Source organism: Kocuria sp. CPCC 205258 (assembly GCF_040981005.1).
In the GTDB taxonomy this organism is placed as follows: Bacteria; Actinomycetota; Actinomycetes; order Actinomycetales; family Micrococcaceae; genus Kocuria; species Kocuria rosea.
Map to the genome: position 1 here is coordinate 488,500 of NZ_JAVKPS010000001.1, position 14,117 is coordinate 502,616.

Annotated in this window: 12 protein-coding genes; 5 read left to right on the top strand and 7 right to left on the bottom strand. The window is 71.1% G+C overall.

The annotated features are described in order from the left end of the window. Positions 1-111 precede the first annotated feature (111 nt). Complete coding sequence (gene ppk2, locus RF644_RS02280; RefSeq protein WP_035925478.1) at positions 112-1,047, top strand: polyphosphate kinase 2; 936 nt, start codon at positions 112-114, stop codon at positions 1,045-1,047. A 10-nt stretch (positions 1,048-1,057) separates the two neighbouring features. Further along, positions 1,058-1,501, top strand: coding sequence for a DUF1772 domain-containing protein (locus RF644_RS02285; RefSeq protein WP_368795192.1), 444 nt, complete (start codon positions 1,058-1,060; stop codon positions 1,499-1,501). 95 nt (positions 1,502-1,596) lie between these two features. On the opposite strand, the gene ppc is transcribed toward RF644_RS02285, so the two are convergent. After that, positions 1,597-4,413 (bottom strand): phosphoenolpyruvate carboxylase, encoded by a 2,817-nt coding sequence (gene ppc / locus RF644_RS02290; RefSeq protein WP_368795193.1) that lies wholly within the window; start codon positions 4,411-4,413, stop codon positions 1,597-1,599. 225 nt (positions 4,414-4,638) lie between these two features. Here ppc and RF644_RS02295 point away from each other — a divergent pair, with 225 nt between their 5' ends. Beyond that, complete coding sequence (locus RF644_RS02295) at positions 4,639-5,169, top strand: hypothetical protein (protein ID WP_368795194.1); 531 nt, start codon at positions 4,639-4,641, stop codon at positions 5,167-5,169. Between the two features lie 42 nt (positions 5,170-5,211). Here the strand turns inward: RF644_RS02295 and RF644_RS02300 are convergent, their stop codons facing one another. Further along, positions 5,212-5,715 (bottom strand): phosphoribosyltransferase, encoded by a 504-nt coding sequence (locus RF644_RS02300; protein ID WP_368795195.1) that lies wholly within the window; start codon positions 5,713-5,715, stop codon positions 5,212-5,214. Between the two features lie 123 nt (positions 5,716-5,838). Between RF644_RS02300 and RF644_RS02305 the strand changes: the two genes are divergently transcribed. Together RF644_RS02305 and RF644_RS02310 are read left to right on the top strand one after the other, a co-directional pair. After that, positions 5,839-6,414: a cysteine hydrolase family protein gene (locus tag RF644_RS02305; protein WP_368795196.1), complete on the top strand. Its 576-nt coding sequence runs from the start codon at positions 5,839-5,841 to the stop codon at positions 6,412-6,414. Between the two features lie 157 nt (positions 6,415-6,571). Beyond that, positions 6,572-8,557 (top strand): hypothetical protein, encoded by a 1,986-nt coding sequence (locus RF644_RS02310; protein WP_368795197.1) that lies wholly within the window; start codon positions 6,572-6,574, stop codon positions 8,555-8,557. Positions 8,558-8,683: 126 nt separating this feature from the next. Here the strand turns inward: RF644_RS02310 and RF644_RS02315 are convergent, their stop codons facing one another. The 5 genes from RF644_RS02315 to RF644_RS02335 all read right to left on the bottom strand — a co-directional run bounded on the left by RF644_RS02315 (position 8,684) and on the right by RF644_RS02335 (position 14,039). Then, complete coding sequence (locus RF644_RS02315; protein ID WP_368795198.1) at positions 8,684-9,400, bottom strand: cation diffusion facilitator family transporter; 717 nt, start codon at positions 9,398-9,400, stop codon at positions 8,684-8,686. Then, positions 9,397-9,729: an ArsR/SmtB family transcription factor gene (locus RF644_RS02320; protein WP_368795199.1), complete on the bottom strand. Its 333-nt coding sequence runs from the start codon at positions 9,727-9,729 to the stop codon at positions 9,397-9,399. The genes RF644_RS02315 and RF644_RS02320 overlap by 4 nt, the downstream gene beginning before the upstream one ends. 41 nt (positions 9,730-9,770) lie before the next feature. Next, positions 9,771-11,465, bottom strand: a complete 1,695-nt coding sequence (locus RF644_RS02325; RefSeq protein WP_368795200.1) for a heme peroxidase family protein — start codon at positions 11,463-11,465, stop codon at positions 9,771-9,773. Positions 11,466-11,630: 165 nt separating this feature from the next. Next, positions 11,631-12,170: a signal peptidase I gene (lepB, locus tag RF644_RS02330; RefSeq protein WP_368795201.1), complete on the bottom strand. Its 540-nt coding sequence runs from the start codon at positions 12,168-12,170 to the stop codon at positions 11,631-11,633. A gap of 69 nt (positions 12,171-12,239) precedes the next feature. After that, the gene (locus RF644_RS02335) at positions 12,240-14,039 is read right to left on the bottom strand and encodes a multicopper oxidase family protein (RefSeq protein WP_368795202.1); all 1,800 of its coding nucleotides are present in this window, start codon (positions 14,037-14,039) and stop codon (positions 12,240-12,242) included. Positions 14,040-14,117 lie beyond the last annotated feature (78 nt).

The following is a 14,117-nucleotide window of genomic DNA, read 5'->3' on the forward strand; positions in this document are numbered from 1 at the left end:
AGGACCGAGCCCCTGGTGTTCACCGGGCGGTCATGTGCCCGCCGTCCGGGCGGGTCAGGATGAGCACGCCTACACTGCGCTCAAGAGACCCTGACCGGAGAGGAACGGCCGATGCCCGACGGAAAACGGCAGTGGATGCCCGCCGACCAGTGGGCCGTGCGGGAGAACCTGCGGGAGTTCATCGACCACCTCACGCAGATGGGCTACACCGTGCCCCACGGGCACGAGGAGGACCCCGACCTCATCGACCCGGGGGGCTCGGCCGTGGAGACCTGGCGGGAGGACCACCCCTACGACGAGCTGATGGGCCGGGAGGAGTACGAGCTGGAGAAGTACAAGCTCCAGATCGAGCTGCTGAAGTTCCAGTACTGGGGCCAGGACCACGACCTCCAGCACGTCATCGTGTTCGAGGGCCGGGACGCCGCCGGCAAGGGCGGGACGATCAAGCGGTTCACCGAGTACCTCAACCCGCGCGCCGCCCGGGTGGTGGCCCTGACCAAGCCCTCGGACCGCGAGGCCGGGCAGTGGTACTTCCAGCGCTACATCCGCCACCTGCCCACCGCCGGGGAGATGGTGCTCTTCGACCGCTCCTGGTACAACCGCGCGGTGGTGGAACCCGTGATGGGCTTCTGCACCCCGCAGGACTACGCGTGGTTCATGGACCAGGCCCCGGTGTTCGAGAAGATGCTCGTGGACTCCGGCATCCACCTCACCAAGCTCTGGTTCTCCGTGACCCAGCAGGAGCAGCGGACCCGGTTCGCGATCCGTCAGATCGACCCCGTGCGCCGGTGGAAGCTGTCCCCGCAGGACCTCGCCTCCCTGGACCGGTGGGAGGACTACACCGAGGCCAAGGAGGAGATGTTCCTGCGCACGGACACCGACCACGCCCCGTGGACCACGGTGAAGTCCAACGACAAGAAGCGGGCGAGGATCAACGCGCTGCGCTTCTTCCTGGACCAGTTCGACTACGAGGACAAGGACCCGTCCGTGGTCCACCCGGCCGATCCGCTGATCGTGCGCCGCGGCCGCGACGCCGTCGGCGACTGAGCCCCGCGGCGTGGAGACGTGGCCGGCGCTGGTCGCCGGGATCGGCTCGGGCCTGGTCGGCGGGTTCTACCTGGCGTTCTCCCTGGTGGTGATGCCGGCGCTGCGGCGCCTTCCCGGCGGCGCGGCGGCCTCGGCGATGATCGCCGTCAACCGGGCCGCGGTGCGGGCGCCGTTCCTGGTCCTGTTCTTCAGCACCGCCCTGGCCTGTCTCGTCGTGGTCGGCACGAGCCTCTCCGCACCCGGCGGGCCGCTGCGCGTGCTGGGTGCGCTGGCCTCCCTGGCGGGCTGGGTCCTGACCGTGGCGGTCAACGTCCCGCTCAACACCCGGCTGGCCCGCACCGATCGCCGGACCGTGGTGTGGTCCGCCTACGCGCGGCCGTGGACGCGGGCCAACCACCTCCGGGCGGGACTGTCCGTGCTCGGCGCCGTCGCCCTGCTGCTGCCCGTCCCCTGATCCGGCCCCCGGTCCGGCCGGGCCGCGGACGTCTTCCCGCCCGCGGACCGGGTCCGGGCGGCCGCGTCCCTCGCGCCGCCGCCCGGCCCGGGCGGTCAGCCGGTGTTGCGCAGGCCGGCGGCCACCCCGTTGATGGTGATGAGCAGGGCCCGCTGGAGGCCCTCGTCGACCTCTCGGCCCTCGGCGTCCTGCTCCCGGATCCGGCGGAGCAGCTCCACCTGCAGGTAGGAGATGGGGTCGAGGTACTGGTCCCGCACCTCGAGCGTCTGCTTCAGGGTGGGGTTTCCGTCCAGCAGCTCCGCCTGCCTGGTGAGCCGGGCGAGCTCGTCGAGGGTGAGCTCGTACTCGCGGCGGATCACCTCGAACACGTACTGGAGCCGCTCGGGCACCAGCGCCCGGACGTAGTGGGCGGCGATCTCCAGGTCGGTCTTCGCCACGGTCATCTCCACGTTGGAGATCACGGAGCGGAAGAAGTGCCAGCGCTCCAGCATGGTGCGCAGGTCCCCCTCCATCCCCGCCTCGCGGGCGGCGCGCAGGCCCGAGCCCACCCCGAACCAGCCGGGCACGATCTGCCGGGACTGCGTCCAGCCGAAGACCCACGGGATGGCCCGCAGCCCGGACAGGCCCTTGTCCGACGACGGGCGCTTGGCCGGGCGGGAGCCGATGTTCAGCGCGCCCAGCTGCTCCACCGGGGTGGCGGACAGGAAGTACTCCGGCAGGTCGGGGTCCTCGACCAGGCCCGTGTAGGAGGCGAAGGCGGCGTCGCTGACCACGTCCATGACCTCGCCCCACCGGTCCAGCTCCTCCTCGGTGGAGCGGGGGTCCTGGTGCAGCGCCGTGGCGCGCAGCACGGCGGCCAGGGACAGCTCGAGGTTCTCCCGGGCCAGGGCGGGGAGGGAGAACTTGTCGCTGATCACCTCGCCCTGCTCGGTGAACTTGATCTCGCCGGCGAGGACGCCGCTGGGCTGGGCGAGGATCGCGTCGTGGGTGGGGCCGCCGCCGCGGCCCACGGAGCCGCCGCGGCCGTGGAAGAGCCGCAGCCGCACACCGTGCCGGGCGGCGACGTCCCGCAGCCGGCGCTCGGTCCGGTGGATCTCCCACCGGCTGGTCATCACCCCGGACTCCTTGTTGGAGTCGGAGTAGCCGAGCATGACCTCCTGGATGTTCCCGCGCGCCGCGACCACCCGCCGGTAGGCCGGGTCGGAGAGCAGCTCGTCGATGACCTCCGCGGAGCGGCGCAGCTCCCCGACGGTCTCCAGCAGCGGTGCGAAACCGAGGGTGGCGCGGTCCTGCTCGCCGGTGAGGTCCACCAGCCCGGCCTCGCGGGCCAGGATCACGGGGGCCAGGATGTCGTCCGCGTCGCGGGTCATGGACACGATGTAGGTCTCGACGATCTCCTCGCCGTAGGTCTCCTGGGCCCGGGCGATCTCCCGGAAGACCGCGAACGTCCGGTCCGCGTCGCCGTCGAGGTGCACGGCGCCCGTGGACAGACCCGGCGGGGCGAGCGGGCGGCGGCCGGCGAGCTCCCCGGCGAGCGCCGCGGCGCGCGTCCCCCGGTCCATGTCCGCGTACGGCTGGTCCAGCTCGCCCAGCCGGTCGAGCAGCTGCCCCACGGCCTCGTGGTGGGCGTCGGCGTGCTCGCGGACGTCCAGGGTGGCCAGGCCCAGGCCGAAGCCGGCGATGGTGCGGGTCGCCGCGGCGAGGGAGCCGTCGGCGGCGAGCGCGCCCGCGTGGTGCCGCAGCGAGCGTGCCACCACGTCGAGGTCGGCCACGAGCTCGGCGGTCGTCCGGTAGTCCCGGCCCGGCTCGTGGACGGTCTCCTCCGCGAACCGGCGGCGGGTGTTGATCAGCTTGGCCTTGATGCAGGTGAGCTTGAGCCGGTACGGCTCCTGCGCGTTGAGCTCCAGGACCCGCGGGTCCAGACCGGGCAGGTGGGCCACGTCCCGCTCCACGGACTCGCGCAGCTCGGGGTCGACCTCGACGATGGCGGTGGAGGAGGACAGCCGGGAGACCAGCACGTCCAGGAAGCTCAGGGCGATGTCGACGGCCGCCTGCCCCTGCAGCTGGAGGACCCGGCGGGTCATCTCGGGGGTGACGTTGGGGTTGCCGTCCCGGTCCCCGCCGATCCAGGACCCGAAGCGCAGCGGCGGGGGGCCGGCCGGCAGGTGCACGTCGTGCTGCGAGAGCTGGTCCTCGAGGTCCGCGAGCAGCACGGGCATGGTCTCGGTGAGGACCTCCCGCAGGTAGTACAGGGCGTTGCGGGCCTCGTCGAGCGGGGTGGGGCGGTTCTGGCGCAGTTCGTCGGTCTGCCACAGGAGCTCGATCAGCTCGGCGAGGCGCCGGTCCTGGCTGCGGCGCGCGGCGGAGCCCTCGGCGGTCTCGCGGGCCAGGATGTCGGAGAGGTGCCGGATCTTGGTCAGCACGGAGCGCCGGGAGGCCTCGGTGGGGTGCGCGGTGAACACCGGCCGGACGTCCAGGCTGCCCACCGCCTCGCGCAGGGCGTCGGGACCGGCCTCGGCGGCGACGTCGGCGACCGCCGCGGCGAGCCACCCCTCGTCCTCGGGGCGGCGGCCGAGCACGCGCACGCGGTGCACCTGCTCGGCGGCGTTGGCCAGGTGGAAGTAGTGGGCGAAGGCCCGCACCAGGTCCGTCGCCCGGTCCAGGGGCAGGGAGCCGAGCAGGTCGCGGACCTGGCCCGCGGCGTCGTCGGCCCCGGAGGCCTTGGCGTCCTTCGCGTCCTTGGTGAGCCGGCGGACCTGCTCGACCAGCTCCAGCAGCTCCTCGCCGCGCTGGCGGGCCAGGGTCTCCCCCAGCAGGGTCGTGATGCGGCGGACGTCCGCACGCAGCGGGGCGTCGATCACCTCGGCGCGGTGGCGGTCGGGGGCGGCGGTCCGGTCGTGCTGAGTCGTCATGTCGCGGCTGCTCCTGGCTGGTCGGTCGTCACGGGTGCGCGCACGACCGACGAGCGGTCGCGCCGTCGGTGCCTACCGTGCCAGCCTACCCCGGGTGATCCACGTCGCACGGGCCGCCCCGGGGAGGTCCCGCGGGGGACGATCCCTGGAAACTCGTGCCGGACGGGGCAGGGAGCGGTAGGTTCGGCGGTGAGCACACCTCGCGCGCGCCAGGAGGCACAGGCCATGAGCCAGCACCCGCACGGTCCCGGCGGCCCGCACCGTCCGGGCGGCGGGCCGCCCCCGCGGCTCCCCGGCGGACCGGGTCCCGGCACGGTCCCGCCCGGGCCGCCGATGACGGCCCGGCTGCGCCTGCTGCTGCGGCTCACCCTGCTCTCGTTCGCGGTCAACGTGGCGGACACGTTAGTGCAGGCGGTCGCGGGCCCCAGCGCCCAGCTCCCCGGCATGGAGGACCTGGTGCGGGTCCCGGGGCTCCCCGGCGCCGGGCTGTCCGCCGCGCTGGCGCTCCTCGGCGTGGTGCTGACGACGGCCCTCTACGCGCTGGTCTGGTTCCCGCTGCGCGAGCAGCTGCAGTGGGGCTGGATCCTCGGCATCGTCTTCTGCTCCCTGGCCGTGCTCGGCGACCTCTTCGACCTGGCGGTGTTCCTGCTGGGCGGGCACCTGCTGCCCGGGCTCAGCACCACCGTCCTGGTCGCGGTCAACGTCGTGTGGCTCGTCGTGGCCGGCCACCCCGGGGTGCGGGCGGCGCTGCGCTGACCGGATGAGGAGCGGCCCGGGTGGAACCCGGCCCGGGGGCGGTCAGGCGCCGGCGGTGACGGGCGGGGCGGCCGACCAGGGGAAGACGATCCAGTCGTCGGTGGCCTTCCACAGGTAGTCGGGCCGGATCACGGAGCGGGGCTTGCCGTAGATGACGGCGGAGCGCGCCTCCGCGCCCAGGCCTCGCAGCAGCTCCAGCACCAGGGCGAGGGTCCGCCCGGAGTCGGCCACGTCGTCGACGACGAGCAGCTTCCGGCCCGCGATGGACTCGGTGTCCAGCATCGGGGCGAGCAGCACGGGGTCCGGCAGGGTCTGGTGGACGTCGGTGTAGAACTCCACGTTGATCGCGTCCGAGAGCTTGACCCCCATCGCGTAGGACAGCGCACCGGCCGGGAGCAGACCGCCGCGGGCCACCGCGATGATGATGTCCGGCAGGAAGCCGCTGTCCACGACGCTCTGGGCGAGCTCATGGGTCGCTTCGCCGAAGCGTTCCCACGTGAGGATCTCCTTGCCCTCGAGCTCGAGGGCGTCCGCGTGATAGGCCATGCGCCTCAGGCTACCGGAGCCCCGGAGCGGGTGGAGCCGCGCGCCCGATGGTAGTAAGTTTGCTGATCAGATCGTTGTCCGCGGGAGCCCCGCCCGGGGCTCTCCCCCACCGGAGGAGACGCCATGCCCCAGCACCCGGCGCAGGGCCGCACCGCCCTGCTCGTCATCGACATGCAGAACTCGTACTTCGACTTCCCCGAGCTCGAGGAGCAGCGGGAGCCCGTGACGGAGAAGGTCAACGAGCTGATCCGGGCGGCCCGCGAGGGCGGCTGCCCGATCGTGCTGATCCGCACCCAGCACGAGCGGGACGGCTCCACGTGGACCGTCAACATGCACGACGACGGGCAGGGCTTCGCGTTCCCCGGCACGGAGCAGTCCGAGTACGTGGCCGGTCTCGACACCGAGGGCGGGACGGGGCTGGTCAAGACCCGGGACAGCGCGTTCTTCGACACGGACCTCGCGGCCCGGCTGCGCAACCTGGGCGCCACCCACCTGATGCTCTGCGGGATCTCCACGCACAGCTGCGTGGCCCAGACCGCGATCGACGCGTTCGCCCACGACTTCCGGGCCGCGGTTGCCCGGGACGCCGTGGCCTCCGAGAACTCGGAGCTCTCCCGCGCGCTGCTGGCCTTCCTCGAGGACGAGATGCGCCAGGACATCCTGCACCAGGACGACGCCGTGGCCCGGCTGCGGAGCTGAGCGCAGCCCCTCCTCCGGGCCCGTCATGACGTCGTGCGTCGGGCCCTCCCCCTCCCGCTCCGTGGCGGCCCCGGCCCGGGCCCGGTGCCACAGGGTTTTCTCAAGTGCGCTTTTGCATATTCGCGCTATCAGCACCGCCGCTACTTGAGGAGACATCATGAGCACCTCCACCGGGCCCCGCGAACTGCTGCGGGACCCGCCACAGCACCCCCGCGGCCGCCGCACGGTCGCCGCCGCCGCCGCGCTCCTGCTCGGGGCCACCGGCATCAGCGCCTCGACCGCCGCTACAGAAGTGACGGTGCGGAACCCCTCCGCTGCCCCCCGGCTGACGCCAGGGCCGGTGAGTTCCGAGCACGGATATCCGGCATGGTACGAGGATGCCAACGGTCTGCGCACGGAACTATGCCTGGACGGGACGGATCCGCTCTGTGGCTTCGTGCCCGAGGAGGGCTTCGATCCGGCGCAGCCCACCGTGTTCCCGGACAACTTCCCGGGGGAATCCTTCTACATGCTCGCCGGGTCGGAGATCGACATCCCGGGCGGCGGGGAAGCCACGCTCACACTGGCGGTGGAAGCCGCGTGGGCCAATGAGCAGGTGGTGGAAGGAGATCAGGTCGTCTTCTCCCGTCAACGAGTCGATGTGGACGATGCCGAGCCCTTCACGACCCTGACCTTCCATCACCCCTACGGCACGGTGACCATCGACACCGACGACCGGGGCCGCGGACGGCTCGTGGAGGACGTCTCGCCGGCCATCGGCAACTTCACGACTCCCGGCAAGGGCGACATCGGCCCGTTCCTGCAGTGGGACAGCGGAGCCCCGGAGGGCTACCTCGGCGACCCTGACGTGGAGCACGCCGTCACGGGCGGGCCGTTGCGCAACACGTTCGAGGTGGAGACCCGAACCGGTGAGACTGCTACGAACGACCAGTTCTCGGTGATGGGCAAGATCTCCACCAATCACGGGGTGCAGGCCGATCGAGCCGTCGTCAATGGCGACCACCTCGACGTCTTCGCCACCAGCCGCGGGGACCAGCTCGAGGTGGTGGGCCAGGACGGGGCGTTCGAGACCATCCCCATGGAGAAGGACGAGGGCGACTCCGAGCGCGCCTACGCGCGCATCCCGCTCACCGGGCCGGCCCCGGAGACGGTGACGGTCAGGAACATCGGCGACGACCCGGTCAGCACCGCGGAGGTGGCCGTCGCGGACGTCTCCGTCGCCACGGGCGCCACCTACGACGGCACGGACCTGACCGTCACGGCGACCTCGACTTCCGCGACTGAGTTGGAGGTCGAGGGATTCGGGCCCCTGACGGCGGGCACGGACGGCAAGTTCCCCACCGTCGCGCCGCCGGTTGAGGTCACCGTCTCCGCCGCCGGCAAGGGCGAGACGACTGTGCCCGTGGTGGTGACAGGCGGGGACGCGAGCCCCGCCGGCGTCGACCCGGCCGATCCTCAGCCGGATCCCGGCCCGGTCACCGACAACACTCCCGACAACCCCGACCAGGGCACCGACCCCGGCACCGAACCCGGCACCGAACCCGGCACCGACCCCGAGCCCGCCCCGTTGACGGCAGAGATCGCCGCCGTCGCGGATCCGGTGCTCCGCGGTGGATCGTTGCAGCTGGACGCCGGCGCTCCGCAGGACGGAGTGACGTACGAATGGACGCAGCTGAGCGGGACCAAAGTCAACATCACGAACGGTGATACGACCAAGCCCACGATCGAGGTCCCGGCCGTCTTCACCACGACCACGGCCAGGACGCCCGAGGCCAGTGGACCGGCTGTCATCAAGCTGGTCGCCACTGGCGCGAACGGGGAGACTGCGGAAGACGAAGTGACAGTGAATGTCGAGAGCAACGACATCGTGACCGTCACGGAGAATCAGTCTCGACACCGGCTCGGCAAGGAGATCCGGATCACGGGCACGTCCGTCCTCAGGGACACTGCCAATGGACTCCGCCCTGCGACGCACGTCAACATCTACAACGCTGACACCGACGCATACATCGGCACAGCATCGGTGGACGCCAGTGGCGCCTGGTCGCTCAGAGCGAAGCCCGGGCCCGCCCAGCAGGTCGCCAACGTCCTGGTGCAGTCCACGGGCGGCGGCGTGGCAGAGGGAACGATGCTGACCCGGTAGAACCCGACAGGTAGTCACGCCCCAGGCCGGCCCGTGTTCCGCAGATCATCGGAACACGGGCCGGCCCCTGTGCGCGCTCCCGCCCGGACAGGGGCCGGCCGCCCGCAGGGACCGGCGGCCGAGGGGTCAGGGGGCGCAGCAGGAGCAGCCGCGGCCGCACGCGCCGGCGCACCCGTCGCCGTCCTCGTCGTCACCGACGAGCACCGCCACCGGGGTGCAGCAAGCGTCCCCCCGCCAGGCCTCCAGCCCCTCCTTCACGGCGAACCCGGCGATGACCAGGGCGGCCAGCGGGTCGGCCCAGGACCAGCCCAGGGTGCTGTTGACCAGCAGTCCGACCAGCAGTACCGCCGAGAGGTAGCTGCAGATCAGGGTCTGCTGGGAATCGGCCACCGCCGACGCCGAGCCCAGCTCCCGGCCGGTGCGGCGCTCGAACCAGGAGAGCAGCGGCATGACCACCAAGCTCACGGCGGCCAGTCCGATGCCGACCGGGGAGTGCTCGGGCTCGGCGGTCCCGAGCAGGGCGCGCAGCGCATCGACGGTGACGAAGGCGGCCAGGCCGAAGAAGGAGAACGCGATCACCCGCAGGGCCACCTTCTCCCGGCGGTGCGGGTCGGGAGCGGCGAACTGCCAGGCGACCGCCGCCGCCGAGAGGACCTCGACGACGGAGTCCAGCCCGAAGCCGATCAGCGCGGCGGAGGAGGCGATGGTGCCGGCGGTCAGGGCGACGACGGCCTCGAGGACGTTGTAGGTGATGGTGCCGGCCACGATCAGGCGCACCCGCCGGTGCAGGACCGCCCGGCGTGCCGAGGTGAGGGGGCCGGGCCCCAGTGTGCGGGAGCTCATGCGCAGGTGCATCCGGTCGGGGAGCAGCAGGTGGGGTCCACGGTCACCACCAGCTCCAACAGGTCCCCCAGCGCCGTGCCGAGGCGGGGATCGGCCAACCGGTACCAGGTGCTGCGCCCCTCGGCGGAGGCCGTCACCAGCCCGCATCCACGCAGACAGGCGAGCTGGTTGGACATCACCTGCTTGGACACGCCCAGGGCCCGCGCCAGCTCCGAGGGGCGGCCCGGGGCGTCGCGCAGGGCCAGCAGGATCTGGAGGCGCGTCTCGTCGGAGAGGGCGGCACCCAGCCGGGACAGCGCCGAGGTGTGGGTGGGGGCGACGGAGGACATACCCTCACGGTACACGCTTCCGTGTACTCACAGCAGGCGGGTCAGGCGCCCTCGGGGAGCTCGTCCTCGGGGAGCTCGTCCTCGGGGTGCTCGTCCTCGGGGTCCTCCTCCGGCAGCTCGACCTCCGGGTCCTCGTCCTCGTCGCCGACCGGCATGTTTTCGAGGGCACCGGCCATCTCGAGGAAGTCGCCGCACTCGAACGGTGTCCTCGCAGGCGCCCATCCGGTCCGGGCGTTGAGGAACGACGTGCGGTCCAGGGAGAGGATGCCGAGGATCACCTCTGCGATGATCCTCCCGCCGACGGGGCCCAGCGTCCTGCCGCCGAGCAGCTCAGCCTCCTTGAGGATGTAGTACCAGAGCGGTGCCCGGCCGTTCCAGCCGGGGTTCGTGAGCCCGAGCCTGTCGTTGGGGATCGGCGCCACGCCCATGGCCCTGGCGACGTCCTGGCCGGCCGGCAGGCCGAGCCGCTTGCCCCGCACCAGGTTCCGGTGGGCCAGGGAGAGGATGGCGCCGTCGACGTGCTGCACCACGGTCGGCGGGAGCTCGTTGAGCGGGAGCGCCAGCTTGGTGTCGATCAGCCGCGTCATGTTGCGGTCGTCCGGCTCACTCATTCCGGGGACGTCGAAGAAGTAGTTCCAGTCGGCCCGGGCTCTGGTCGGAAGCGGGCGGGACCCGCGCAGGTCGTTCGCGGGGTGCCCGAAGAAGGGAATGGTGACCGCGTCGTGCATCTCGTACTCGGCGCGGATCATGCTGTGGCCGAACCGGTAGGCGGCCACCGAGTACTCGATGGGCATCATGGGCCGGGTGGGATTGCCGGGCTTGTAGAATCTGCAGTCCACCCCGGTCGGTCCGCCCCTGCGCGGCTTGAGCATGCCGGCCACCAGCTCCTCGCCCACCATGCGGGGCAGGAAGTCGTGCACGATCAGCCACTGGTAGTGCCACCGGGTCAGCTGCTGCGCCTGCTGGAACGTCCTGCCCTCGTCCACGAATCTGTTGTGCAGCTGCAGGAAGGTGAGGTGGAACTGGGCGACGATCAGGTTCTCGTCGTTGCGGTGGTCCCCGATGATCGCGGTGCCGTCCGCGTTGCGCGGCAGGTCCGGGAAACCGTCGTGGTTCTGCCCGATGCGCATCCGGCGCCGATCGGCCGGGTCGTAGAGCTGAGGGTCGGCGGCCGGCCCCCTGCCGTAGACGGAGCCCAGCTCGAAGAAGGGGGTGTCGAAGTTGGTGAGTCCCTTCGGGTCCATGTCCTGCTGCGGCATGGGCGTCTTGTCGAGCGTCATGTCGTGGTCGATGAACTGCCCCAGATAGGCGTAGCCGGCGGGTATGTCCGGGTTGTCGAACCCGTCGTTGCTCAGCGAGACGTCGGCCAGCGGCGGGGTGCGGTCGACCATCTGCTGCGCGAGATCCGCCAGCAGGTCGTCGCTCGGGGCGAAGGCCGGGAGCTTCTTGAACATGACCCCGAAGCGTCCCTCCTTGGTCCGCCCCGCGGTGACCGCGATGTCGGAGCCGCGCGGCGCCCCCGTACCGTGGCCCGACCGGGCCGCGCTCAGCACTCGGGCCGCGGCGGGAGCCGTGGGCGCGGGGACCTTGGGTGTGGGCGCCTTGGGTGCGGCATGGGCCTGCCCTGTGACCGGCAGCGCGGCCAGGCCGGCCATCACGCCGGTGAGGACGCCTCTGCGCGAGACGCCCTCCGCCGCCGTCTCCTCCGGCACGCGGATCCTCTTCGTGGTTTTCATCGGATGCCCTTCTCCCCCAGCTGGTGCATGTGCAAACAGACAACGGTGCGGGTCTTGGAAATACCTTGCGGATGCCCCGTTCATGACATGGAGGAGCGGGCCCGGGACGAGGGGAGTGGCGAGTCCCGGACCCGCTGGTGCGGTTGTCGTCGAACGGCGGCTGGCTCAGGGCCGGGGCAGCAGGACCGTGGCTTCCAGGTCCTCTGCGGCAACGGTGCCGAAGTGCCGGGAGTCGACCGACACCCCCCGGTTGTCGCCCATGACGAAGACGTGTCCGTCGGGGACGGTGACCGGGCCGAAGTAGGTGCCGTCGATCCGGCTGTGGTCGACGAACGGCTCGTCGACCGTCCTGCCGTCGACGACGAGGAGGGAGTCCTCGATCGCCACGGTCTGTCCGCCGGTGGCCACCACCCGCTTCACGGTCATGCTGCCGTCGTCGGGGTGGGGGAAGACGACCGCGGTGCCCGCGGACACCGCGGCGGGATCGGGATCGAGCTTCAGCAGCAGCGCCACGCTCTTCTGCCCCATCGTGGGCTCCATGCTGTCCGAGGCGACGACCACGGGTTCGATCAACCAGACCCGGATGGCCAGGACCAGGGCCAGGCCCAGCAGCACCGCCCAGACCGTCCGCGGCCCGATGGGCCGGTGACGTGTCCGGTCCGGCTTCTGCCGGGTCGGGACGGGGGCGGGTCTCAGCTGCACCATGTCAGCTCATCCTCTCTTCTCGGGACAGCGGGTCCGCTGCGCCCGTGCGGCTGATACGACAGGTCCACGTCATCTGCCGGCACGCGGACCCTTGGTCTGCGTCTTCTTCCCGGACTTCTTGGTGGGCGTGGGCGACGGCGAGGCCGACGGTGACGGCGAGGCCGACGGCGACGGCGAGACCGACGGCGACGGCGAGACCGACGGCGACGGCGAGGGCGACGGTGAGGGCGAGGGGGAAGGGGAAGGGGAAGGAGTGGTGCTCGTTCCCGCCGGCACCGCCGGTGCCGCCGTCATCGGGTCGTTGGGATCCGGGTCCGCCGACTCGCCGACCTGGAACTGCGACATCATGTCGTGGTCCTCGTGGACCAGGTTGTGGCAGTGCACCATGTACCGGCCCTGGTGGGGTCCGAACTTCATGAGCAGCCGGACGGTCTCCCCTTCGCCCACATAGACGGTGTCCTTCGGCCCCTTCTCATAGGCGAACGGAGCCCGGCCGTTGCGTCCGATGATCTTGAAGTCGATGAGGTGGATGTGCATGGGATGGAACCACCCGCCCGAGGAGTTCTCGAACTCCCAGATCTCCGTGGCCCCCAGCTCGACCTCCGCCATGACCTTGCGGTAGTTGCTGGCGATCACGTCCGCCCACGTCTCCCCGTCGATCGTCCAGGTGCTGTCGTCGCGCTTCACCCGGAAGTGTCGTCTCCTCGTCGACTGGCTCTCCTGCAGATCCATCACCTCGCTGCCGGCGAGCGTCGTGGGAATCCGGTTCCAGGTGGGGTCGGACGTGTCCACGGGCTCGTCCACGACGTCGAAGGCCATGATCTTGTTCGTGAAGTCGTAGTCGACGTTGTTGTCGTTGGAGAGGTTGCGCAGCTCGATCCGCTGTCCCGTCCGGTACTTGCTGAAGTCGATGAGGAACTCGTAGCGTTCGGCGCTGGCGTGCCGGTACTCGCGGACCGATTGGGCGCTCGGCATCAGCCCGCCGTCCGTGGCCACCATGACGAGCGGGTCGCCCGTGCTGAGCGTGGGCCGGAAGGACCGGGAGATGCAGACGTTCAGGAAACGGAACCGGTAGACCCGCTTCTGCACCTTCATGACGGGCCAGGGCTTGCCGTTGACGAGGATGACGTCCCCCCACAGCCCTGACCGGCTGTTGTCGTCGTAGCCGAGGGATCCGTTGGCGGCGAACATCGCGTCGGAGACCGTGAGCGCGACGTCGTACTTCCCGCGCGGCAGGAGCCGCTCCGAGTTGGCATCGTGCATGTGGTACTGCCCCGCCAGCCCCGAATAGGCATTGAGCGCGGTGTGGTGGACCCCGTGGTCGTGGTACCACAGGGTCCTGGCGCCCTGGAAGTTCGGGTACTTGTACGTCTTCTGGAACCCCGGGCGCGTGATGTCGCTGGCATAGCCGTCGTACTGGGGCAGCGACGCGGAACCGTGCAGGTGGGTGGACGTGTCCAGGCTGTGACCGTCCAGGGCGTGCTGGCGCGGCAGCTTGTTGACCACGGTCAGCTCGACCTTCGTGCCCTGGTAGACGTCGATCGTGGGGCCCGGGAAGATGCCGTTGTAGCCGAGAATCGGAGTCAGGAGACCCACCTTCGGCAGGATCTGGGCCGAGGCGGCCTGCTCCGTGACCGTATAGTACTTGATGGGCTTCCCGTCGACGGGATCAATCGTGGGCCGGCCGAGCGGGTCGTCAGCACCGAGGACGGGCGCCTGGGCGAACTCGGTGCGGAACGGCCTGGGCATCAGGGAGTCGGCGAGCGCGCTCGCCGACTTGGCGTTGACCGCTGTCGTCGGCACGCCCAGAGCCGCACCCGCGACTCCCAGCCCGCCCAGCAGCAGGACATTTCTTCTCGAGACGGCCATGATGGTGCTCCCCCTTGGATCGGGACCGTTGCGCTCCGCGCGGTCCCGCGTTCTGGTCACGACATGTGATGGAACGAC

What these genes read in the sequence shown, in the direction of transcription:
- ppk2 (WP_035925478.1), top strand. Translation starts at nt 112, where the DNA reads ATGCCCGACGGAAAACGGCAGTGGATGCCCGCCGACCAGTGGGCCGTG.
- ppc (WP_368795193.1), bottom strand. Translation starts at nt 4,413, where the DNA reads ATGACGACTCAGCACGACCGGACCGCCGCCCCCGACCGCCACCGCGCC.
- RF644_RS02295 (WP_368795194.1), top strand. Translation starts at nt 4,639, where the DNA reads ATGAGCCAGCACCCGCACGGTCCCGGCGGCCCGCACCGTCCGGGCGGC.
- RF644_RS02300 (WP_368795195.1), bottom strand. Translation starts at nt 5,715, where the DNA reads ATGGCCTATCACGCGGACGCCCTCGAGCTCGAGGGCAAGGAGATCCTC.
- RF644_RS02305 (WP_368795196.1), top strand. Translation starts at nt 5,839, where the DNA reads ATGCCCCAGCACCCGGCGCAGGGCCGCACCGCCCTGCTCGTCATCGAC.
- RF644_RS02310 (WP_368795197.1), top strand. Translation starts at nt 6,572, where the DNA reads ATGAGCACCTCCACCGGGCCCCGCGAACTGCTGCGGGACCCGCCACAG.
- RF644_RS02315 (WP_368795198.1), bottom strand. Translation starts at nt 9,400, where the DNA reads ATGAGCTCCCGCACACTGGGGCCCGGCCCCCTCACCTCGGCACGCCGG.
- RF644_RS02320 (WP_368795199.1), bottom strand. Translation starts at nt 9,729, where the DNA reads ATGTCCTCCGTCGCCCCCACCCACACCTCGGCGCTGTCCCGGCTGGGT.
- RF644_RS02325 (WP_368795200.1), bottom strand. Translation starts at nt 11,465, where the DNA reads ATGAAAACCACGAAGAGGATCCGCGTGCCGGAGGAGACGGCGGCGGAG.
- lepB (WP_368795201.1), bottom strand. Translation starts at nt 12,170, where the DNA reads ATGGTGCAGCTGAGACCCGCCCCCGTCCCGACCCGGCAGAAGCCGGAC.
- RF644_RS02335 (WP_368795202.1), bottom strand. Translation starts at nt 14,039, where the DNA reads ATGGCCGTCTCGAGAAGAAATGTCCTGCTGCTGGGCGGGCTGGGAGTC.